Source organism: Sediminibacterium sp. FW305-C-269, assembly GCF_058231045.1.
Window position 1 is genome coordinate 183,763 of sequence record NZ_JBIQXQ010000002.1, and the last position, 22,525, is coordinate 206,287.

A 22,525-nucleotide genomic window follows, 5' to 3' on the forward strand; every position below is an offset into this window, starting at 1 on the left:
ATTTTGAATTATGAAATTTAAATCAATATATCCACTGGCTTTAGGTGCGTTGTTGATGACAGGATGTAAGAAGTCATTCCTGGATATCAATACGAACCCGAATAGTGTGCCAACGGCTACACCTGCTGTAGTGTTAACTAATGCGTTAAATACGACCGCCGCTCGTATGGTGAGCCCTAACGAGATCGGATCCTATTGGTCCGGTCAATGGACGCAGTCCAGCTCATATATCCTGAGCCCCACTACTTTTAACTACCAGTTCACCAATGGTGATTTTAACTATTGGGATGGTCTGTATGATAACCTGCAGGACTATCAGTATGTACTGAACAATGCCGAAGCCAATGGTCAGAAATTCTTCAAAGGCCCGGCAAGCGTTATGAAAGCGTATGTGTACCAGGCGCTGATTGATATGTATGGAGACGTTCCTTATACAGATGCTTTGAAAGGATTGGGTTCTCTGGCTCCTAAGTTTGATAACCAGAAAACCGTTTATGAATCGCTGATCACCCAACTGGATGCTGCGATCGTAGATTTGAAAGCCAATGCTTTTACCAGTGCCTATACCGGAAGTGGTACGGATATTATGTTTGGTGGTAATACAACTAAGTGGGTTCGTTTTGCGAATTCTCTGAAGCTGCGTATCCTGATGCACCAGTCACGTATTACCGGACGTGATGCATACATCACCACTGAGATCAATAAGATCGTTACTGAAGGTAGCGGTTTCATTACGGGTGAAGATGTAGGGGTAGGTGGACCTTCTTTTTTTGTTGCCAGCGATGGTAAACTGAATCCCATTTATGAAAGATGGGGATATAAGGCCAATGGTGCTACTCAATCTTTAGGACGTTATCCTCGCCCTACCAAGTTCCTTTTTGATCAGCTGATTTCTGCTAATGATACTTTCCGTCTTAAGCGTATTGCTTATGCTAAAGGCGGTGAAAAAGGAAGTACGCCAGGTATTAGCACCAATCCGGAAGTGGTTTCGAATTACGTAGGTGTACCCTTTGGTATTGCTTCCGGTTATACTGCTCCTTCCAGCTCTTATATCGGACCAAGCCTGATCGTGAAAGGCCAATTTAACAGACCTGTTATATTGATGACTGCAGCTGAAATTCAGTTTTCATTAGCTGAAGCCAAGCAGCGTTTCCCTGCTGTTACTTTGCCTGGTACCGCTCAGTCATACTACGAGGAAGGTGTTAAACAATCTTTCCGTATACTGGGTGTTGCTGATGCAGCTACCAATGCTAACACACTGCTGACCAGCGGTATTGCTGATGCAGACTGGAGCGCTTCTACCGATAAGCTGCGTGCAATCGCTATCCAGAAATGGCTGGCCCTGGTTAATTTCAGCGGTCTGGAAGCCTGGACTGAATACAGGAAGTCTAACCTGCCCGTTACACCACAATCTCCAGGTGTATCTTCAGCAGACAGACCACTGCGTTTCTTCTATCCTAACACTGAGTCTGGTTCTAACTCAAATGTTCCAACCGGAATCGATGTATTCAAAACAAGACTGTTCTGGGATGTTGATTAATCGGCATGACCGGATCATCTGAATAAAAGCGGGTTGACATATTGTCAACCCGCTTTGTTTTGCTACCTGCCGGGTTTACCGGTGTCTTTGCCTACATTTGTGGCAAACAAACCTATATGGAACAGCAACCTGCACAGTTGAACATAGAGATCAGTGAAGAAGTAGCCGAAGGCAGTTATGCCAACCTGGCCATCATCACACACAGCAATGCTGAGTTTGTAATTGATTTTGTGAATGTGATGCCCGGCACGCCCAAGAGCAAAGTAAAATCAAGAATCATCTTTACACCCATGCACGCCAAACGCTTCATGCGCGCCCTGGAAGAGAATATTGAACGTTATGAAGCTGCCAATGGCCCGATCAAGGACCTGGAACATATTGAGATCCCGATGAATTTTGGGGGGCCTACGGCGCAGGCGTAGGCTGGATGCTGGATGCTGGATACTGGATGCTGGATACTGGATACTGGATGCTGGATACTGGATACTGGATGCTGGATGCTGGATCTTTTTTGGGGTGGGGGTGGTTATTTGGGGGATTCGTGATGTTGTTGGACTGATTGCATGAATCTGTTAAGCATCTTGCCCAGTTGCTCAATTTTCTGATAAAGGGAAAGGTATTGTTGTTCGTTTGTCAGTGATTTTGTTTCCCATATATTTTCCAGGTGATCCATGGTCTCATCATTTGAGGATATTGCATATATGAGGAATTTTATCCAATCCTGTTTATACATCCTCCTGCCATAGCCCTCAACAATACATGCTTTTACTGCTTTAGATGACCGTCTTATCTGTGCACCTTCTTCAAATAATTCAAATTTGGGCAGGTGCAAACTCATCTCATGGATCTCGATCACTAACTCTCTGGACAAAGTCCATATTTCAAGTGTCTTATAACTCATAAAATATCCATTTTAATAATAAGCCTATATCTCCAGCACCCAGCTTTGAGCCAAGAGCTATGAGCATCCAGCATCCAGCACCCAGCTTTGAGCCAAGAGCTATGAGCATCCAGCATCCAGCACCCAGCTTTGAGCCACGAGCTATGAGCATCCAGCATCCAGCACCCAGCTTTGAGCCACGAGCTATGAGCATCCAGCATCCAGCATCCAGCTTTGAGCCACGAGCTATGAGCATCCAGCATCCAGCATCCAGCATCCAGTATCCAGCATCCAGTCCCCTTACAACATCCCCTCATCCGCAAAACTGAAATACCCTTCATTTCCTACAATGATATGGTCCATAAGCAGGATATCGAGCAGGCTGGCGGCCTGCTTTATTTTTTGGGTAATGAGTTCGTCTGCATGGCTGGGGTGCAGGTTACCGCTGGGGTGGTTATGACAGAGTATGATGGCGGTAGCATTGTGTTCCAGGGCTTTTTTCAGGATCACACGGGGATCGGCTACGGTACCGGTGAGTCCGCCCTCACTGATCAGTTCCTGGTGGGTGATGGTATTGCTGCGGTTGAGGAATACGACCACAAATACTTCTTTTTGCCGGTGTTCCAGTGAGGCCCGGAGAAATTCGGCGATATCCGCACTTTTGGTGATCTTATGTTTTTTCCTCCCCGAAGCATTCCGGCGGATACCCAGTTCCAGGGCGGCGGCTATGCTGATGGCTTTGGCTTCGCCCAGTCCCCTGATCTTTTTTTGCAGCATACCCTGAACGCTCCATTCTGCGAGTTTACTTAGGTTATTTTCTGCGGAAAACAGGAGGTTTTTGGCCACATCCAAAGCCGAATGGTTGTTAGTACCGGTATTGATCAGGATGGCAAGCAGTTCTGAATCGCTGAGTGAGCCTGCTCCCTGCTGTAACAGCTTTTTCCGGGGCTGGTCATCAGCGGGCCATTCTTTGATAGAAAATTTGTGCATAAGGAAAATTTATAGTAAAATCAAATTACAATTTCTTAACCTTATCTCTATCTTCGCGCCACATCCCCACACATTATGAACCCATCCGTTAAGATATTCTCCGGCACTGGTTCTCAGAAGCTGGCAGAAAAAATTGCCCAATGTTTTGGCGCCCCCATCGGAAAGATCAACATCCAGAAATTCAGCGACGGGGAATTTCAACCGATCTTCCTTGAGAGTATCCGTGGCGACTATGTTTTCCTGGTGCAAAGCACTTATGCGCCCACCGATAACCTGCTGGAACTGTTGTTGATGATCGATGCGGCCAAAAGAGCCAGCGCTTACAAGATCATTGCCGTAATTCCGTATTATGGTTTTGCACGCCAGGACAGGAAAGACAAACCCCGTGTTGCCATTGGTGCCAAACTGATCGCCACGTTGTTAGAAGCAGCCGGTGCAGACAGGGTCATCACCATGGACCTGCATGCTCCGCAGATCCAGGGTTTCTTTGATGTGCCGGTGGATCACCTGGACAGTTCTGCGATCTTTATTCCCTATATCCAACAGTTAAAACTGCCCAATCTTTCATTTGCGGCCCCGGATGTGGGCAGCACCAACCGGGTACGTGAAATCGCCAGTTATTTCAATGCCGAGATGGTGATCTGCGATAAACACCGTAAACGTGCCAACGAAATTGCCAGTATGGTAGTCATTGGGGATGTGACAGACAGGGATATCATCCTGGTAGATGATATCTGTGATACGGGTGGAACCCTGGCCAAAGCTGCCGGTCTGCTGAAAGAAAAAGGTGCCCGCAGTGTTCGCGCCATGATCACCCACCCGGTTCTGAGTGGCAATGCCTATGAAAATATTGAGAACAGTGTGCTGGAAGAACTGGTGGTTTGCGACACCATTCCACTGCGTAAGGAAAGCGCCAAGATCAAAGCCATTTCGGTAGCCGATCTGTTTGCGATCGCTATCCGGAATGCCTACGAAAACAAGAGCATTACCAGCCTGTTTATTCACTCTCAATTGCGCGGAAGGGACAAGTAAATTAGTAATTAGTAATTAATAATTGGTAATTGCCTGATTCTTAAATAATTAGGCAATTATTTTTTATGCCCCCTCATCTCATTACTCATTATTAATTACGCATTATTAATTGCTATTTCCCTACCTTTGCCGTCCAAAAAATATAATTATGAAAACAATTACAATCGAAGGTCACCTGAGGACCGAGCATGGCAAAAAAGCCGCCCGCCAGATTCGCTCTCAGGAAAATGTGCCGGGTGTAATTTACGGGGGTGCCGAAGAGGTTAATTTTTATGCTTCTGCGAAGGCTTTCAAGCCTTTGGTGTACACTGGTGAATTTCAGTTGGCCGAAGTAGTGGTAGACGGCAAAAAGTACAAATGCATTCTGAAAGACCTGCAGTTTGACAAAGTAAATGATTCCCTGATCCACGTGGATCTGCTGGAACTGGTAAATGACAAGAAAGTGGTTGCCACTCTGCCTATCAAATTCACAGGAACTTCTGTGGGTGTAAGAGGTGGTGGTAAACTGATCACTAAGATCAAAGCCCTGAAAGTGAAGGCGTTGCCAAAAGACCTGCGGGAGAACATCGAAGTGGATATCACCAACCTGGACCTGAACGGAAACATCCGTGTAGAAGATGTGAAAGTGGATGGTATCGAGATCCTCAACTCTCCACGTATTCCTATTGCATCTGTGGTGTTAACCCGTCAGCTGAAACAGGAAGAAGCTACTGCCGCAAAAGACGAAAAGAAGAAATAATCTTCCGAATATCTTTCTTAAAAAACCCGGATCTGATTCCGGGTTTTTTATTGGGCTTTCGGGAAGGATACGTAAAAACTGCTTCCTTTACCCGGTGTGCTCTGTACCCAGATTTTTCCCTGGTTCTTTTCGGTAAATTCTTTACAGATTTTCAGTCCCAGCCCGGTTCCCTTCTCATTTGATGTGCCCGTGTTGGAAACCATCACCGTGGAACCGAACAGCGAATCCCTCACTTCGGCAGGCATACCTATGCCGTTGTCCCTGATCTCTATCACAACCCGGTTATTGTCGGAATAGGCTCCAATCATGATGCTGCCATTGGGGTAACTGTATTTGATGGCATTGGCTATCAGGTTGCGGAAGATCAGTGTCAGGTGGTCGGGGTCGGCCCATACCTGCAGTTGCAGTCCTTCGGTATGCAACTGTATATTTTTCTGTTCGAGAGATTGTTGTAAGAACTGTATTGCCTGGTGTTCTATTAAATCATCCAGGGATACTTTTTCCGGCAGGACTTTTATTCCTTTGAACTGGCTCATACTCCATCGTAACAGATTGTCGAGTGTGCCGTATACCTGGTCTACCTGCATAGATAATTTACCGGTTACCTGTATGAACTGTTCGGGTGTGATGTATGCTTTATTCACCAATTCCAGCGAGGACTTGAGCTGGCCGATGGGTGACCGGAGATCATGTGCAATGATGGAAAACAGTTTTTCTTTGGTTTGATTCATGTTTTCCAGTTCATGGTTCTTTTCTTCTACCTGCTTCTGGTAAGCGAGTTGTTCATTTTTAAAAAAAAGTAAAGCCAGCACCATCATACCTACTGCCCAGATCATGTTGAACATGACCCTGCTGAAAGGAACCTGGTCAAATACAATGGATCCATTCAGGAATATTTTGATACCGATGAACAGGAGAATATTGGCTATAGTGAAACTGATCAGGAATCTTCTATCCGAAAAAAAAGTGATGATGATGACCACATTCAGCAGCAGATAATATTCACTTCCATTACGGAACAGGATGGCACTGGCAGAAAACAGGATACTCGCCAGGAAACTGAGCACGCTCCGGCCGAGCAGGAATTTCTGATAACTGTTGATGATCAGAATGGTAAAAGCCCCGGTCATAAGGCAGACATTGATGATACCCAGCTCTGTTCTGTTTTCAACGAAATTTTTGACAGCGAAATAAATATTGACCGGTATGCCCAAACCCACAGCGAGGTTGATCAGCTGTGTTTTTTTCCGTTCGTAAAAACTTATGGAGTCAGATATCCCGATATTGGCTATCCAGTAAAAAATACGTTTGATGTGACCGATCAATGCTTGCATATTCAGGCGCGCTGGGCTGCCGGGTGAAATTAAGACAACGGTATTAAATAATGGGACAGGAAACTAAAATTCCTGAATATTTTAGCGGATTCAGCTTGGGTAAGGATTCAATTCCTGTAGTTACGCATTTTGAATGCTTTTTCCTGGCTAATTTTGAGCTATCTATGAACAAATTTTTAATAGTTGGTCTGGGTAATATTGGTGACGAGTATACACATACCCGTCATAATATCGGTTTTGATGTGGTCAGTGCTTTTGTGCTGAAGCATGGTTGTTTTTTCAGGGCTGACAGGCTGGCCGATGTGGCCGAGGTAAAATGGAAGGGGAAGACCTTTGTCTGCATCAAACCCACCACTTTTATGAACCTCAGTGGTAAGGCCTTCAAATACTGGATGGATAAGGAAAAAATTGAGCTGGCCGCCACACTCACTATTGTGGATGATCTTGCCATTTCCCTGAACAAACTCCGTTTAAGGGGATCGGGCAGTGATGCGGGGCATAATGGCCTGAAAGATATCCAGCTCACCCTGGGTACCGACCAGTATCCAAAGCTCCGATTTGGCATCGGCAATGATTTCCCGAAAGGCAGGCAGGTAGATTTTGTACTGGGTAAATGGACAAGCGCTGAGAGCCCCGTAGTGCAACAAAAGATCGAAAAATGTGTTGAGATCATTGAATCCTTTGCTTCCATAGGGATAGAGCGGACAATGAACCTGACAAATAACCTTGTTTTCGGGCAATAAAATGGCCATAACGGGCGTTATGCCACTGGAAGAAATATAATCTAAGTAGCTGCTGCCGTATCTGTATCAAAAAGCTATTTAATTAGTATTTTAAATTGTTACCTTATGAAAATTTTTTGTGTGGGCCGGAATTATGCAGAACATGCCAAAGAACTGGGCAATGCAGTTCCGGAAGAGCCGGTGATCTTTATGAAACCCAAGACTGCCCTGATGCAGTCGAACGCTCCTTTTTATTATCCTGAGTTTTCCAATGAATTACATTACGAAGCGGAAGTGGTATTGCGTATCTGCAAGAATGGCAAATATGTAACGGAGGATACCGCACGTAAATATTACGATGCATTTACCATCGGTATCGATTTCACCGCGCGAGACCTGCAGGCCGAACTCAAGAAAAAAGGACTACCCTGGGAGAAGGCCAAAGCCTGGGATAATTCTGCCATCATTGGCAAATGGATACCCTTTACAGATGAGCTTAGGAATAAGCCGATCCATTTTTCCTTGCAGAAGAACAAAGAAGTGGTGCAAAGCGGTAATACTGACGATATGATCTTTCCTTTTGATGAGATTGTATCGCATATTTCCCAATATTTCTCACTCAATATCGGCGATCTGATCTATACCGGTACCCCTTCGGGCGTAGGAGAGTGTGTTACGGATGATGTACTTGAGGGTTTTTATGAGAAGGAAAAGGTATTCGCTCTCGAGATCAAATAATACGGAACCCTTTTGTTTTATTCCCGAAGATCGACCTGCAGATGCTGACACCCGAAACCCTGTTACATGCTTATGAACTCATGGTTACCGCCCGGGCAATGGGTGATACCTATGATGCCAACAGGCAGGTGTGTAAATATGTGCATTCCACGTCCCGTGGGCATGAAGCCATACAGATCGCGGCCGGCATGCAGCTATTGCCCTGCGATTGGGTAAGTCCCTATTACCGTGACGATAGCATCCTGCTCACCATCGGTTTCACCCCCTATGAGCTGATGTTGCAGTTACTGGCCAAAAGGGATGATCCTTTTTCGGGTGGAAGGTCTTATTACTGTCACCCCAGCAGCCGGGATTCCGGTAAACCCTCGATCATACACCAGAGCAGTGCCACTGGCATGCAGGCCATACCGACTACGGGATTGGCACAGGGCATCCAGTTCCTGGAGCGCTCGGGTTCCCCGCTTTTCAGAAAAGCAGCGGATGGAACGCTGCCAATAGTGGTTTGTTCGCTGGGAGACGGCAGCGTGTCGGAAGGGGAAGTGAGCGAAGCCCTGCAGTTTGCTGTACTGAAAGAACTGCCCATTGTTTACCTGGTGCAGGATAATGGCTGGAGCATCAGTGCTACAGAGGAAGAGATCCGTACAGGTAATGCCTACGACTATGCCGCCGGCTTTAAAGGACTGAAGCGCATGCAGTGCGATGGCAGCGACTTTATCAGGAGTTATGAAACCATGGAGCAGGCGGTAGGTTATGCCCGTACGGAACGAAAGCCGGTTTTGGTACATGCCAAAGTGCCTTTGCTGGGGCATCATACCAGCGGCGTTCGAAAAGAATTTTACCGGAGCAGGGAAGACTTGCTGAAACACGGATTATATGACCCGGCTCCCAAACTGCGTTTATTGTTAAATGGCGTGGGTTATCCGGAGCATGAAATCAACAAGGTTGAAGCAGCTGCACGTGAACGGGTATCGGAGCAATTTGCATCGGTGCAGCAGGCTGCCGAGCCGGATATCCATGCCGTGGAGCAACATGTATTTGCCCCCACGCCTGTAACGGAGGAAAAAGGGAAACGGGTGCCCAGGAACGGAGAGAAAGTGATGATGGTGGATGCAGCCCTGCACGCTATTGAAGAGATCCTGGAAGAATATCCCGAAGCGGTATTGTATGGCCAGGATGTGGGCGCCCGCCTGGGCGGTGTATTCAGAGAAGCTGCCACACTGGGTGATAAGTTTGGTGCAGGCCGCGTATTTAATACGGCTATACAGGAAGCCTATATTGTAGGGTCTACCGTGGGTTTATCAGCCCTGGGTATCAAACCGATCGTGGAAGTACAGTTTGCCGATTATATTTATCCGGGACTAAACCAGCTGATCACGGAAGCTTCCAAATCCTGTTACCTCAGCAATGGGAAATTCCCCGTGCAGATGCTGCTCAGAGTACCTACGGGCGCTTACGGTGGCGGGGGACCTTACCATAGCGGCAGTATTGAAAGCACCCTGTTATCTGTGAAGGGTATCAAAGTTGTATATCCCTCCAATGCAGCGGATATGAAAGGGCTGTTGAAAGCGGCTTTCCTGGATCCCAATCCGGTGGTGATGCTGGAACATAAGGGCCTCTACTGGAGTAAAGTGCCCGGCACCGATGATGCCCGCTGTATTGAACCGGATAAACACTATGTTTTGCCCCTTGGGAAGGCCGGTATTGTGACCCAGGCCGATCCCGAAAAGGTTCGGAAAGGCGAAACGGTATGTATCATCACCTATGGTATGGGCGTGTACTGGGCCAAGGCCGTAGAAGCCCGGATGCCCGGTAAAATAGAGATCGTAGACCTGCGTACCCTGTTCCCGCTGGATGAGGAAACGGTGTTTGAGGCGGTACGGCGTCATGGAAAAGTGCTGGTATTAAGCGAAGAACAGCAGCAAAACTCATTTGCGGAGGCCTTATCGCTCCGGATCTCCAACCAATGTTACCATTTCCTGGACGCCAAAGTGGAGGTAATGGGGGCCAGGAACCTGCCTGCCGTACCTATCCATACGGCCCTGGAAGCCGCCATGTTACCCACACCGGATAAGTTGATGGAGCGGATCTCCAAACTTTTAGCCTATTAAGGACGCTCATTTTAACCAAACCTCCTATATTTGCAGCCCGTTAGCGAAAATTTCTGACGGAACAGACCTGGCGAGGTAGCTCAGTTGGTTAGAGCACAGGATTCATAACCCTGAGGTCTCGGGTTCAAGTCCCGATCTCGCTACCAAAAGCCCATCATGCATGATGGGCTTTTTTGTGGTAGTATGCTGGTCCGGACGGATATATAGGGCGGCTAGTTTGTTTGGCTTATCACTTATTATAAATGAGTAGATAAATGATTGGTTCTCTACCACAATGAAGGAGGAGAGCCTTATTGATGCGATCTGCGGAATGTAATTTTCAACAGAATAATACAGTATTCATGTTGTTCCGGTTACGGAAGGTTATTATCCTGATCATGGGGTCTACTTATGGTATGAATTACAAACTATGCTTACATACGCTTACAGGAAATAAGCTGATGCTGCATAATCTGTCCACATAAATGCCATAGGCGCTGTGTCAGGCAATTTCTATTAACGAGATGCTTTTACCGTTTTAGTCACCGTAGAAACTACTTTTTCAACGTCAATATTACCTTCTTCCTGGCTCACCAGTTGCCCATCAGGACTAAACACACTGATGATATTTGAATGGGAAAATTCGATAGGAGAGATCTTCTTGTATTTCATGGAAAGAACATTGGCAAATTCCTGTGTAGATCCTTCGCTGGAAGTAAGGAAGATCCATTGTGGGGTATCCATTGCATTATTCCTGGCAAATTCTTTCAGTCGTTCCGGTGTGTCGGTTTTAGGGTCTATTGAAATCAGCACCAGGGAAACCTTGTCTATATCTTTCCTGCTGATTTTGGATTCAATATTTTTCATTTTTGAAACCAGGATCGGACATGCAGATTTGCAGGAAGTGTAAATCATGACCACTACCAGTGTTTTATTCTGCAGGTCTTTCAATTGAAGCGATTCGCCATTCTGATTTTTCCAGGTAGAACTCAGGTTGAATATCGAATCGGATGGGAGTGCGGCCGAAACTTTTTTATTTTCTTTACAAGCCGAAAATAAGAGAAGTGGTAAAACCACTAAAAATAAGTATTTCATCTTGCCTGTTTTGTGTGAGTAGTATCTTTTGCACACCGAAAACCTAAATTGGCTACGGTGTAATTTGCTTTAAGTGAAGTACGCATGGCAAACCGCATGAATGCAGCATAATTCAGGATATCAGTGGCGCTGGTTGCGTTACCTGCGCAGAACAAATTTTTATCATCATATTGTCCTGCACGGGAGTCATTGGTGGAAAGTACAGAATTGAAATCATCTGTCCATTCCCAGATCAGATCGAACATATTATAGACACCCCAATAATTCGGTTTGCTTTGTTTCACCGGGTTGTATTGCCGGTTTTTTTTAAGGTATAAGTCAATAATGGCGTCAGAATAATTTCGTTTAGACCTGGCATTGGGAGAAACTTCATCTGACATGGCTATGAATTCCCACTCATCTAATGTGGGTAATCGTTTGCCGGCAGCATGTGCAAATGCTTTTGCTGCAAACCAGGAAACATAACACACGGGCGCATCCGGATTTGCTGATAGGGGTAAGGAGAGGTCTGATGGCCAGTCTTTCAGATAGCCGGAATCGGAAAAAATCTTTTTGATATTGGATTTACGCCACTGGGGGTTGAGCGTTACAAATTGCAGGAATTCCTTGTTGGTAACCGCCCTTTCATCCATTAAAAACGGATCGACCTTAACCAATACCGAATCGGAACCATAAAATGGTTTATACTCCCCACCGGGAATATAAACCATTTTTACAGTTACGGGTGTTTGGATGAGTGTATCGGGTCTTGTTTGGTCCGATAAGGTATTTTCTTTTACATTTCTTTTCAGCTCATTGCAGGAAAAAGAAATCAGGATCAGCAGCACATGGCAATACGGTATAATGGACTTCGGTCTCAATTAGTTATTCTTTGGTAGTTGTTTTGGCATTAAATACTTTAGGGTTTGCCTCGCCGGTTACCCTGAGTTTGCCAATAGCTCCTTTGTTAAAAGCCCTGGATAATGAGTGGTCAACGAGCACGTAATCACCAGGAACTTCACATTTAAATTCTACTATGGCTGCACCTCCTGCCGGTATCATGGTCGTTTGTATGTTATGTGATATGGTGCTGCCACCTTCTAAATAAACATTATCAAAAATCTCTCCGATCACGTGAAAGGAAGAGGTCAGGTTGGGACCACCATTTCCCACGAACAGACGGACTGTTTCTCCCACTTTGGCTTCGATCATATTTGCACCCAGTAGTGCTCCTTTTTTACCATTAAACAACACATAATCCGGATTTTCAGCAACAGCTTTGTCATTGTCAAATTCCAGTACCCCCTTTTTTATGGTGGAGGCTTTGGTATAAAAATCGCCTTGCATGATATAATACTCCCGGTCTACTTTGGGAAGTCCACCTTCTGGTTCAACCAAAATCAAACCGTACATGCCATTTCCGATATGCATAGGTACCGGTGGCGCTGCACAATGGTATACAAATAATCCCGGGTTAATGGCTTTGAAGGTAAAAGAGGTCTCTTTACCAGGAACGGTAGAGCTGGCCACTGCGCCGCCACCCGGACCGGTTACTGCGTGAAGGTCTATATTATGCGGTAATACACTATTCGCATCATTTTTCAGGTTGATGGTGATTTCATCGCCAACTCTGACACGGATAAAACTACCCGGAACGGTATTGTTAAATGTCCAGAAAGTATAAGGAATGCTATCGGCAATGATACCTTCCTTTTCAGACGTAACTAAGTTTACGATCAGCTTTTTGGCTGACCGGTTGCCAATGGGTGCCGGTACTTTTGGGGCACCGGTGATTTCTGCCACTTCCGGGTTACCTTCTGCCACTATTTCCGTAGCATTGGAATTGGCCTTCTGGTTGATGCCGTTTTTGCAGGCAACCATAGATAGAAGCAGTAGCGCTGCTGTTGAAAATAGGAGGGAATTTTTAATTTTCATGATCTCGTAATTTAAGATGTAAACTTGAATTTTGCTATTGTGGGTGTAACATGCAGACTTAGCCAGAACCATTGCTGTATTTTTTGTGCATCGGAAACGTTTTTTAACAGCAGTAATGTCGGGGTTGTTATATAAAATGAATATCCCCCGGAAAGGTTTGTAAACCTGTTCAGTTTTTTCATAAATGAGAAGTCACATTCCTGGCCGAGGTTTTTCGTATACCGTGTGGATGCGTTGACAACACTAACGGGTGCAAAGAATTGATGAAAAACCAGGCTGACCAGGGTTTCTCCTGCGCTCTTATAATTTATTTTCATATAAGTATCAGAGATCCCGGCATTTTTATGTCCGTTGCCTGCCAGGTAGTAATCCATATTTCCATAGAACTTATGCCCGGTGTGAAACATAGGATTGAATGAATGATCCGTTGTTTGTGTAGTGCCAACATCATTGCCGCTTACCCAATCACTGCCTACTCCCAGGTTCCATTTTTTGGTAAGTTGATAACTGCTGAAAACTGCCAGTAAATAAGCACTGGTTTTTTGACCTGTATTGTTTTTGCCGAACTGGTAATAAGAGGAGAATGTTGCTGTGATCTTTTTAGCTGAATGAATATAATGTAAACCGATCGTATGAGAATAGTGTACAGCCGTATCGCTGGTGGCAGAAACGGCATTTTGAAATCCTATATTTGAAGCGAGTAAAGACAGTTTCGTGTTCTTGTTTACCTGAAAACCTGCCCAAATTGTTTGCATTTCTTTGTAAGGGAAAGCATCCGAAGTACTGTATAGATTCCCGGATGGATTATTGATGTTGTTGCCGTACAGCGACTTGTAATTCTGATTCAATGCGGCAAAGGCTTTTACATCCCATCGTTGCCTGTTGAATTGAATCGATAATGCATCATGCGCCCTTGCTCCCTGGGCCCAGTCCAGTTCTCCAAAGAACCTTTCATCGTCTAATGAAATCACCTGCCTTCCCAATTTCAAACTCCAGTTTTTTGAGAGTTTCAGTTTACTCCAGGCTTCAAAAAGAGCGATCCTGTTCCCATCGTTTTCAACGCCCTGGACTATATTTGATTGCCCCCAGATACCAACGGTTTGCGGTGAAATTCTTACCGTTAGAATGTTCTTGTATTCATAATCAAAAGTTAACCGGATACGTTCACTGATCAGTTTCGCTGGCTTTTCTCCCTTGTTCAATGGACGGAATGCCCCATTTCTGATTTCAAATCTTGGTCTGAACTGCGCTGTGATTGTTAGGCGACTGTCCGAACTGTCTGAGCCGGATTGCTGTGAATAGGCGAGTATCGTTGGCGTTACGAGAATAATTCCGCAAAATACTGTGAAATATACGTGTTTTAATAAGACATTCCTACGTAACATGAATAGGTAGTATGATTACGAGTGTAAAGGAAATCCTTATTTCACTTTACTTATATGATTCACATCATAAAGATGCGATAGCCCTTGTCTGTTTTTTGTCACATCAAATCCGTTTTGTTTCAAATGACGATAAAATGAGGCCTGAACATTGTTTATCAACTCGTTTACTGTTGGGGCTACGGCCCAATCAATCAATAACACAGCAGTCGCTGACGGTTGTGAACAGCTGATCCTGGTAACTGATAAAGAAAAATGTTTAGTAACGAGGAAGGGGGAAGACAAATAGGAAGTGGTGGCTATCCAGGCACCGGATAACTACTATTGAGGCAGTACAATCAAGAAAATCAGGTAGCATAGGTCCGGTGACCTGTTTTCGTCCTTTTCGATCTTTTATGCAGGTGTTTTAGCTGGTTGATGCCAGCTTGCCGGCAATTGCTTATTTTTAAAGAGATTATACCGGTTCATGGATTCGCTGACACATATTGTATTGGGCGCCTGCGTTGGCGAAGTCTTTTTTGAGAAAGGTTTTGGTAAAAAAGCGATGATCTGGGGTGCTTTGGCGCAAAGTATCCCAGATGTGGATTTTATTGCTTCTTTCTGGCTGCCCACTGCTGAGAACCTGCTGGCGCACCGGGGATTTACACATTCTTTGTTATTTGTTTTGTTGATGATCCCGCTGCTGGCACTTACGGCCAATGCTATTCACCGTCCGCATAATATCAGGTTCCGTACCTGGCTGCTGTTTTTTGCAACAGAACTGTTATTACACCTTTTCCTGGATGGGTTTAACAATTATGGTGTGGGTTGGCTTGAACCTTTTCATCACCTGCGGTTTTCATTTAATACGGTGTATGTGGCCGACCCTTTTTTCTCATTGGTCCCGGGTATTGCTTTTATCGTATTACTGCTGTTGCCGAAACATAGTAAGCGGAGGAAATTCTGGTATACACTGGGTATGGTGGTTCCTTTTTTGTACCTGGGCTATTGCATTGCCAATAAAATACAAACAGATCGTGTTATCAAAGAAATACTGACGAAACAGCAGATCCCGCACGAACAGTATTTTACCACACCTGCTCCCCTGCAGAATTGGTTATGGTATGTGGTATCGGGTAATGACAGTGGTTTTTACGTAGGGTTTCATTCGGTGTTTGACAGCAAAAAAGAAATTGATTTTCAATACTTCCCCCGTCAGGATTCTTTGTTGAACCCGGTACACGATCATGCGGAAGTACAATTGCTGAAACGATTTTCGCAAAATTTTTATACGGTGGAAAACTGGGGTGATACCCTGGTATTTAATGATCTGAGGTTTGGACAGATCGTTGGCTGGAGTGATCCGAGGGGCAGATTCGTGTTTCATTATTTTCTGCAACACCCGGATGATAACAGGCTGGTGGTACAGCGGGGCCGTTTTGCCGGGTGGAATTGGCAAACGCCGGAAGCGCTATGGAAGCGCATCAGGGGTAATTAAGTGTTTTCTTTTATATAACGGAAAGTGAACAGGTAAAGCAGTACTCTTATGAGCTGGTAAGAGAGCCATCGTACCAATTGTTTTACCAGGGTTGTTTTCTGTGCAAATTCATCGGGCAGGATGCGAACACAGTTGTTAATGATGATCTGGTCAAGCTCTTTCCTTGTTTTTTTAGTAAATGTGGGATTGCGAACTTCCAGGTTCAGTTCGATACTGGCATAGGCACTGATATTGTTGATGTTGTAAGAACCAATCGTCATCCAATTATCGTCGCAAACGGCCAGTTTGCCGTGCAGGATGCTTTCCTGGTACTCGTATAATTCAATGCCGGCTCTTAATAACCAGTTGTATAACCAGCGCTCTGCATATTTTGAGATCATTACATCCGATTTTCCGGCAGCGATCACCCGTATGCGCACTCCGCGTTTACGCGCCTGTAACATGCTTTTCCGGATAATTTTACCTGGTAAAAAATAACTGCAGAGGATGGTGATTTCCTGTTCTGCGTTCCGGAGCATTGCTACATAGGAACGGGAGATCTCATTGCGACGCTTCACCCAATCGTTTCGGCGCATACGTATGACAACGTCAATGTTTTGTGACGGAGCTGATACAGATGGGGTATTGCTGAGGCAGAAGTTCCTGGTTTTTTTTCGGGTTAATAACTGCCATCCTTTCCAGCAGTGCATGCAGAGCAGCCTGGCTATTTCACCTTCTGCCAGCAATGCAAAATCAAGCCAGGCCGGTATGTCGTTAATATCATTGTAACGATCGGCAATATTAACCCCACCCACCAGTGCATAATGGTGGTCTGTTACGATCACTTTTTCGTGCAGACGTCTTCCGAAGTAAAACTTCCGGCTTTTGAAAAGCGGTTCAAAATACCGGAAATGTACACCAGCAGCACGCAACTGCTGAATAAAATGTTGGGACAGGCCCTGCGAAACATAACCATCGGCCAGCAGGTACACCGCCACATTTCTTTGTGCAGCTCTTTTCAGTGCATCGGCAACCTGTTGACCTGTATGATCTTCTGCAAAAAGATATACGCGGATATAAATAGATTGCCTGGCTTCCTCGATCAGCCGCATAACGGTATCGAAATAGGCACGACCTCCCCTGATCAGTGTAACCTGGTTGTTCGCGGTAAATCCGCCGGGTAAGGAGGAATGTATACTGGTCATGGGCTGAACAGGTAAATGATCCCCAAATCCATTCTTTTGGTCCGGAAATCATAGGGTAAACCTGCAACTTTTTCAGAAAAGTAGGGAAATTCTTTTGAAACCATTATATTCGTTACGAGCAGCTATCGTTATCCAATAACAGGGAAACCGGAAAGGTGGTAGTATATCGGGTTGGCAACTAACGATATCTTTTGTAAGGGAACTTGCGGCAGTATGATTTTCTTATTTACAAAGAACTGAGTACACTATAACCAAACCTAAACTAACCACCATGAAAACAATGTTTGCAAAAACCTATTGGCTGCTTTTATTTGTTGTTACCCTCTCTTTTATCACTGAAACACATGCTGCTGAAAAAGTGGTCATCACCACTTCCCCGCAAACGGCCCGTATTTACGTGAATGGGGTTCAGATGGGTACCGGAAAAGTTGAAATAAAGGTTGCCAAAAATAACTGTATCACGGTAGAGGTAAAACAAGAGGGCTATATCTCGGAGAGCCGTACCTATTGTGTTAAAAAAGGGATGGCAGATCCTCCTTCTACCGATTATATACAATTGCAGGAAGATGAGTCCTATACCTCTTCTATCGAATCAAATATTGCCAATACGGAAATCCAGATCAATGTGCATGCTGATAAATCCAGGGAAGAAGCCTGGAAACAACTGATTGGTACTGTGCTGGACAAATTCGATGTTCTGGAGAACAGCGATGAAAAAGCCGGTTATATCCGAACTTCATGGGTAGGTATGTCGTTCAAAGCCAATACCATCCGTATCCGCCTGATCGTAAAACAATCTTCTGAGAAACCACTTGCGTATAAGGTAAAATTCGTATCCGAAGCTTCCGGAAGATCTTCCACGCCTTATAATGCAGATGAACAGTTCAGGCCTTATAACCGTATCCTGAAAAAATACGATGGTTTTCTGGATGAATTGATCACCAGGTTAAAAAACTAAATGAATCAACAGGACACCTGTACAGAACCACTTACGGAATAACGTAAGTGGTTTTTTATGTTATGCCAGTTGCGCTGTTTTATCCCGGTGATGCAACGTTTGCTGAACGACCTGTGTCAATCTTAAAATGATCGTTATGAGAAGAAGTCTTTTTGTATTTGTACACCTTTTTTTTCTGGCAGTGGCGGGATGCAGTAAATCTTCGTCAGAATTGCCTGACCAGCTTTTTCGGGTAAAGATCATCGACGAAGTATGTGGTAATGCCGTGGTCCAGATTCAGGATACAGCGTTTTTTGCGTATGGAGTGAATGGGTATGTGAAAGCAGACGCTACCTACGAACATGTGTTTACAACCCGGTTTACCTGTTCTGATCTTGCTAAAATGCAGACCCTTACTGCCGATAAGTCGGGATTGGTTGTTACAGTAAAACGCATCAGCGAAGCTATACCGGAGCCGGGTTGTGTTACCTGTACAGCCACTTTGCCCAATGCGCCTGCAGCTTTTCACCTGGTTGCCTTAACGGCAGATTGGCGTAATTAAACTTTAATATTCCGGTCCGTATAACATATACATAAACCGTTCAAACAGATAGTCGGGATGCAGCTCCAGCATGGAATTGAAATAGATGATTACCGTACAACCGCGCAGGTTGCTATGGTACATGGATGAGCTATATCCTGTTACGGTTCCATTGTGTCCATAAAAGGAACCCCGGCGAAACAGGCCTAACCCATAAGCAAGGCGTGGCGCCAGCTCACGCATTTCTTCCAGCCTTTTCTTTTGCATAACGGGTGTTAGTAATTCGCCGCCAACCAGTGCTTCTGCATATCTCTGCAGTTCCCGCGGGGTAGAATAAGCGGAGCCTGCTGCCCAGATATAGGAATAATCATATATTTCAGTCTGGTCATTACCCGCTACAAAACTGCCTTCATAGTATCCCCGGGCATGTGGTCCGGGAAAGCTGGTGCCCGATGTGATTAAAGCGGTCTGTGTTAACTGCAGGGGTTGGATAATCCTCTGACGGATCTCTGCCTCCAGGCTATTGCCTGTGATCTTTTCGATGATCATACCCAATAATATGGTATTCGAATTCGAGTATCTGAATTCGGTTCCTGGCTCAAACAGAAAATTTTCTGAAAAAGCCCAGTCAACCAGCTCCCGCGGGGTCCAGCGCCTGGCAGGTGTGGTTTCCATAACATTTCCCCAAACTGCGTTACGCGTATAATCAGGAATGCCGCTTGTCATGTTACAAAGCATGGCAACCGTAATGGCGCCTGCTTTGGGATAGTTTGGAAAATATTTTGATACCTTATCATCCAGCGAAAGTTTTTGCTCCTGAACCAGTTGCAGTAATACGGTTACGGTGAATGTTTTGGTATTGCTTCCGATTCTGAAAACATACCCGCTGTTCATGGGAGTTAGATCTGACAGATTGGCCACGCCACCGGTATACACCCAGTTGATCCCTCTTTTTTTATCTACCACCAGCGCTACCAGTCCGGGTACTTTGGTGGTTTGAATGACGGAGTCTGCGATAAACCGCATCTGGTCGGTAGTGGCCTGGGTTTCATTCCAGGGCGTTTCTTTTCTGCAGGCTGTCAATGCAAGAAGCACAGAAATGCCGAACAGGTATGATGATTTTTTCAGCATGATAGATCCAGGCTGCTCCTTTGTAAAAGCTGTCGTAAATCTACAATGTTCAGCAGTTGTTTTTCCTGACGAAAATCATGATTTTGAGATTCCGAAAGTCAGCCAGCTATCGAAATTCTGTGATGATTAAAATTGGATATTCCGATAAGGTATAGGTATATAATATGTTCATTGGCATGGTAAACGGGCTTTGGTAAATTACCTGCACCAGCTGATTCAACTGTTATTGCTCCCATGCATCGCTTAAGAGGGTAATATTGACACGTTACCTTCTGCGTGTAAGAAATCCACTGGGTTTATAGCAGCAGCAGGCTGGTTCTATACGATAAATGAAAATCGGTTGTGTGGGGATGGTATTTCGGAATCTTGTGTCGAACAGGCGATGACAGAACGTTTTTTTTGCTTAATTTCAATACCTGTTAAAATTATCCCCATGAAACAAATGTGTAAACCTTTTGGCCTGCTGGCCATACTGTTCATCGCTTCTTTTTCTGCTGCCTGGTCGCAGGCCAAAGTAGATGCTGCCTTAGAAGGCCGATGGGATCTGGTGATCCAACAAGATGGAAAAGAACTGCCTTCCTGGCTGGAAGTTGTGCATTCGGGAAGAAACACCCTGGTAGGCCGTTTTGTATATGCTTTTGGTAGTGCCAGGCCTGTGGCACAGGTAAAACGCAATAACGGTACGTATTCTTTTTCGATACCTCCGCAATGGGAACCTGGTACCCGTGATATGGAATTTGAATTTACACTGAATAAGGATCAGTTGACTGGTACGATGGTATACACAGATGGTAAAAAATATGAGTGGACAGGTGTTCGTGCGCCTTTGCTGAAAAGGGAGAAAGACCCTGTATGGGGTAAGCCTATCCAGTTATTCAACGGTAAGAACCTGGATGGCTGGCATGCCACCGGTGACAATCAATGGTTGGCAGAGAATGGCATCCTGCGTAGTCCGAAATCGGGTTCGAATCTGGTGAGCGACCAGAAATTCAATGATTTTAAACTGCACCTCGAATTCCGGTATCCGAAAGGAAGCAACAGTGGTGTTTATCTGCGCGGGCGTTATGAAGTGCAGATAGAGGATAGTTATGGAGAAGAGGGCCTGTTCGATAGGTTTGGCGCCATATACGGTTTCCTGCCGCCTAACCAGATGGCTGCTAAACAAGCTGGTGAATGGCAGAGTTATGATATTACCCTTATTGGCCGTTTGGTAACAGTTGTGGCAAATGGGAAAACCATTATAGCCAACCAGATCATACCGGGTATTACCGGTGGTGCACTTGATAGCAGAGAAGGAGAAGCCGGCCCGATCTTTTTCCAGGGTGATCATGGTCCTGTTGAATTCAGGAACATCGTTCTAACGCCGGCAAAATAAACCTGGCTGATGGCAGGCTGATGTATGAAGAAAGGTTTGTTATTAACTCTTTGTTTTCTTGCCTGTACCGGATTGCTCAGATCACAGGTACAGGCAGTACCCGTATTTGTTTCGGGCGCGGAAGGATACCGGGTATTCCGCATTCCGGCCATCATTCAGCTACCTGATGGTGCCTTACTGGCTTTTGCTGAAGGCCGGGTAACCGGTGGATCTGATTTTGGTGATATTGATATTGTACTGAAAAAAAGCAGGGATAAGGGCAGGACCTGGTCGGCCCTGCAGAAGGTTACGGATAATGATACTTTGCAATCCGGGAATCCTGCGCCTGTTGTAGATCTTACGGACCCCCGTTATCCGCAGGGGAGGATCTTTCTATTTTATAACACGGGTAATGTGACAGAGAACGATATCCGGAAAGGCAAAGGCTATAAGCAGGTTTGGTATGTAACTTCTGTGGATGGCGGGGTTAGCTGGTCGGCACCGGTTGATATTACCCTGCAGGTTCATCGCCAGTACAAACCTGCTGTTAATCCGGCCTATGATTATAAAGAGGATTGGAGATGTTATGCCAATACACCGGGCCATGCAGAACAATTTCAGCAGGGTAAATACAAAGGGCGCATTTATGTTGCTGCCAATCATAGTGCCGGACCACCACAGGCAGATGCCAGTGATTACAGGGCACATGGTTTTTATACAGATGATCACGGTGAAAGTTTTCATCTCAGCGAGGTGGTTAATCTGCCTGGTTCCAATGAGGCCAGTGCCACAGCCTTACCCGGCGGTCGCTTAATGATGAATATCCGTAACCAGAAAGGTGACCAGCGGTCAAGGATCGTTGCTTTGAGCAGTAATGGCGGACAGCATTGGGATACGGTTTATTTTGATAAACAATTACCCGATCCCGTTTGTGAAGGAAGTATACTTAACCTGTATCCCCGAAGTAAAAAAACAGTACTTGCTTTCAGTAATAACGCTTCTGAGAAACACAGGGATAGTCTGACCCTTCGCATCAGTTTTGACGAAGGAAAAACCTGGCCCAGATCCTGGCTGGTAGAAGCGGGAATTTCTGATAAAAAAAGAGATGCCACGGCTTATTCGGATATCGTATCGGTAAATAAAAGGGAGCTGGGTATTCTATATGAAAGGGATCAGTACAGTATGATCTCTTTCCGGTTGTTGCGGTGGTGATCATTTTTTGTCAGGCGGCTACCAGGTAATTGTAATAGCCGCCTATGCTGCACTGGGCTTGCGTCGCCAACTGTCGGAGAGACACTAATTAAATAGCTGCAGATGCCTTGTGTTCAGATGCACTTTGTGTTGTTCCTTAATATAAATCCCCATTCGTTTTCTTGTGTTCGCTTGATTGCCCGCTGGAAGAATGTAGACGAAAAATATAAATGACAGTGTGGTTCTGAAATAAAAGC

The 22,525-nt window shown here is 45.2% G+C and carries 21 protein-coding genes and 1 tRNA gene; 13 read left to right on the forward strand and 9 right to left on the reverse strand.

Annotated elements, in window-relative coordinates:
- The first annotated feature begins 10 nt into the window (after positions 1 to 10).
- Positions 11 to 1,540, forward strand: coding sequence for a SusD/RagB family nutrient-binding outer membrane lipoprotein (locus ACH3Y6_RS06165; protein ID WP_490834721.1), 1,530 nt, complete (start codon positions 11 to 13; stop codon positions 1,538 to 1,540).
- Between the two features lie 116 nt (positions 1,541 to 1,656).
- Positions 1,657 to 1,962 (forward strand): DUF3467 domain-containing protein, encoded by a 306-nt coding sequence (locus ACH3Y6_RS06170; protein ID WP_490834722.1) that lies wholly within the window; start codon positions 1,657 to 1,659, stop codon positions 1,960 to 1,962.
- Between the two features lie 104 nt (positions 1,963 to 2,066).
- Here ACH3Y6_RS06170 and ACH3Y6_RS06175 read toward each other — a convergent pair whose 3' ends face one another.
- Positions 2,067 to 2,441 (reverse strand): four helix bundle protein, encoded by a 375-nt coding sequence (locus ACH3Y6_RS06175; protein ID WP_490834723.1) that lies wholly within the window; start codon positions 2,439 to 2,441, stop codon positions 2,067 to 2,069.
- 279 nt (positions 2,442 to 2,720) lie between these two features.
- The gene (gene radC, locus ACH3Y6_RS06180) at positions 2,721 to 3,410 is read right to left on the reverse strand and encodes a RadC family protein (RefSeq protein ID WP_490834724.1); all 690 of its coding nucleotides are present in this window, start codon (positions 3,408 to 3,410) and stop codon (positions 2,721 to 2,723) included.
- A gap of 75 nt (positions 3,411 to 3,485) precedes the next feature.
- Between radC and ACH3Y6_RS06185 the strand changes: the two genes are divergently transcribed.
- Both ACH3Y6_RS06185 and ACH3Y6_RS06190 read left to right on the forward strand, forming a co-directional pair.
- A complete protein-coding gene (locus tag ACH3Y6_RS06185; RefSeq protein ID WP_490834725.1) occupies positions 3,486 to 4,442 on the forward strand; it encodes a ribose-phosphate pyrophosphokinase in 957 nt (318 codons plus the stop codon).
- Positions 4,443 to 4,590: 148 nt separating this feature from the next.
- On the forward strand, positions 4,591 to 5,181 hold the full coding sequence (locus tag ACH3Y6_RS06190) for a 50S ribosomal protein L25 (RefSeq protein WP_490834726.1): 591 nt from the start codon (positions 4,591 to 4,593) through the stop codon (positions 5,179 to 5,181).
- 47 nt (positions 5,182 to 5,228) lie between these two features.
- Here ACH3Y6_RS06190 and ACH3Y6_RS06195 read toward each other — a convergent pair whose 3' ends face one another.
- A complete protein-coding gene (locus ACH3Y6_RS06195) occupies positions 5,229 to 6,515 on the reverse strand; it encodes a sensor histidine kinase (RefSeq protein ID WP_490834727.1) in 1,287 nt (428 codons plus the stop codon).
- Positions 6,516 to 6,679: 164 nt separating this feature from the next.
- On the opposite strand from ACH3Y6_RS06195, the gene pth reads away from it, so the two are divergent.
- The 4 genes from pth (at position 6,680) to ACH3Y6_RS06215 (ending at position 10,229) form a co-directional block, all read left to right on the forward strand.
- A complete protein-coding gene (pth, locus tag ACH3Y6_RS06200; RefSeq protein ID WP_490834728.1) occupies positions 6,680 to 7,258 on the forward strand; it encodes an aminoacyl-tRNA hydrolase in 579 nt (192 codons plus the stop codon).
- 105 nt (positions 7,259 to 7,363) lie between these two features.
- Complete coding sequence (locus ACH3Y6_RS06205; protein WP_490834729.1) at positions 7,364 to 7,975, forward strand: fumarylacetoacetate hydrolase family protein; 612 nt, start codon at positions 7,364 to 7,366, stop codon at positions 7,973 to 7,975.
- Between the two features lie 41 nt (positions 7,976 to 8,016).
- A complete protein-coding gene (locus tag ACH3Y6_RS06210; RefSeq protein WP_490834730.1) occupies positions 8,017 to 10,083 on the forward strand; it encodes an alpha-ketoacid dehydrogenase subunit alpha/beta in 2,067 nt (688 codons plus the stop codon).
- Positions 10,084 to 10,152: 69 nt separating this feature from the next.
- Positions 10,153 to 10,229 (forward strand) — tRNA-Met (locus ACH3Y6_RS06215).
- A 349-nt stretch (positions 10,230 to 10,578) separates the two neighbouring features.
- Here ACH3Y6_RS06215 and ACH3Y6_RS06220 read toward each other — a convergent pair.
- The 4 genes from ACH3Y6_RS06220 to ACH3Y6_RS06235 all read right to left on the reverse strand — a co-directional run bounded on the left by ACH3Y6_RS06220 (position 10,579) and on the right by ACH3Y6_RS06235 (position 14,456).
- On the reverse strand, positions 10,579 to 11,157 hold the full coding sequence (locus ACH3Y6_RS06220) for an SCO family protein (protein ID WP_490834731.1): 579 nt from the start codon (positions 11,155 to 11,157) through the stop codon (positions 10,579 to 10,581).
- A complete protein-coding gene (locus tag ACH3Y6_RS06225; protein ID WP_490834732.1) occupies positions 11,154 to 11,984 on the reverse strand; it encodes a formylglycine-generating enzyme family protein in 831 nt (276 codons plus the stop codon). Before ACH3Y6_RS06225 ends, ACH3Y6_RS06220 begins: the two co-directional genes overlap by 4 nt.
- Positions 11,985 to 12,021: 37 nt before the next feature.
- Complete coding sequence (nirK, locus tag ACH3Y6_RS06230; RefSeq protein WP_490834733.1) at positions 12,022 to 13,017, reverse strand: copper-containing nitrite reductase; 996 nt, start codon at positions 13,015 to 13,017, stop codon at positions 12,022 to 12,024.
- A gap of 65 nt (positions 13,018 to 13,082) precedes the next feature.
- Positions 13,083 to 14,456: an alginate export family protein gene (locus tag ACH3Y6_RS06235; protein ID WP_490834734.1), complete on the reverse strand. Its 1,374-nt coding sequence runs from the start codon at positions 14,454 to 14,456 to the stop codon at positions 13,083 to 13,085.
- 463 nt (positions 14,457 to 14,919) lie between these two features.
- Here ACH3Y6_RS06235 and ACH3Y6_RS06240 point away from each other — a divergent pair, with 463 nt between their 5' ends.
- Positions 14,920 to 15,930, forward strand: coding sequence for a metal-dependent hydrolase (locus tag ACH3Y6_RS06240; RefSeq protein ID WP_490834735.1), 1,011 nt, complete (start codon positions 14,920 to 14,922; stop codon positions 15,928 to 15,930).
- Here ACH3Y6_RS06240 and ACH3Y6_RS06245 read toward each other — a convergent pair.
- Positions 15,927 to 17,114 (reverse strand): phospholipase D-like domain-containing protein, encoded by a 1,188-nt coding sequence (locus ACH3Y6_RS06245; RefSeq protein WP_490834736.1) that lies wholly within the window; start codon positions 17,112 to 17,114, stop codon positions 15,927 to 15,929. The two genes, ACH3Y6_RS06240 and ACH3Y6_RS06245, sit on opposite strands and share 4 nt — an antisense overlap.
- Positions 17,115 to 17,385: 271 nt before the next feature.
- Here ACH3Y6_RS06245 and ACH3Y6_RS06250 point away from each other — a divergent pair, with 271 nt between their 5' ends.
- Together ACH3Y6_RS06250 and ACH3Y6_RS06255 are read left to right on the forward strand one after the other, a co-directional pair.
- The gene (locus tag ACH3Y6_RS06250; protein WP_490834737.1) at positions 17,386 to 18,072 is read left to right on the forward strand and encodes a PEGA domain-containing protein; all 687 of its coding nucleotides are present in this window, start codon (positions 17,386 to 17,388) and stop codon (positions 18,070 to 18,072) included.
- Between the two features lie 136 nt (positions 18,073 to 18,208).
- Complete coding sequence (locus ACH3Y6_RS06255) at positions 18,209 to 18,613, forward strand: hypothetical protein (RefSeq protein WP_490834738.1); 405 nt, start codon at positions 18,209 to 18,211, stop codon at positions 18,611 to 18,613.
- A 3-nt stretch (positions 18,614 to 18,616) separates the two neighbouring features.
- Here ACH3Y6_RS06255 and ACH3Y6_RS06260 read toward each other — a convergent pair whose 3' ends face one another.
- Positions 18,617 to 19,723, reverse strand: a complete 1,107-nt coding sequence (locus ACH3Y6_RS06260) for a serine hydrolase domain-containing protein (RefSeq protein WP_490834739.1) — start codon at positions 19,721 to 19,723, stop codon at positions 18,617 to 18,619.
- A 433-nt stretch (positions 19,724 to 20,156) separates the two neighbouring features.
- Here ACH3Y6_RS06260 and ACH3Y6_RS06265 point away from each other — a divergent pair, with 433 nt between their 5' ends.
- Both ACH3Y6_RS06265 and ACH3Y6_RS06270 read left to right on the forward strand, forming a co-directional pair.
- Positions 20,157 to 21,098: a 3-keto-disaccharide hydrolase gene (locus tag ACH3Y6_RS06265; protein WP_490834740.1), complete on the forward strand. Its 942-nt coding sequence runs from the start codon at positions 20,157 to 20,159 to the stop codon at positions 21,096 to 21,098.
- Between the two features lie 24 nt (positions 21,099 to 21,122).
- Positions 21,123 to 22,289: a sialidase family protein gene (locus ACH3Y6_RS06270; RefSeq protein ID WP_490834741.1), complete on the forward strand. Its 1,167-nt coding sequence runs from the start codon at positions 21,123 to 21,125 to the stop codon at positions 22,287 to 22,289.
- Positions 22,290 to 22,525: the final 236 nt, after the last annotated feature.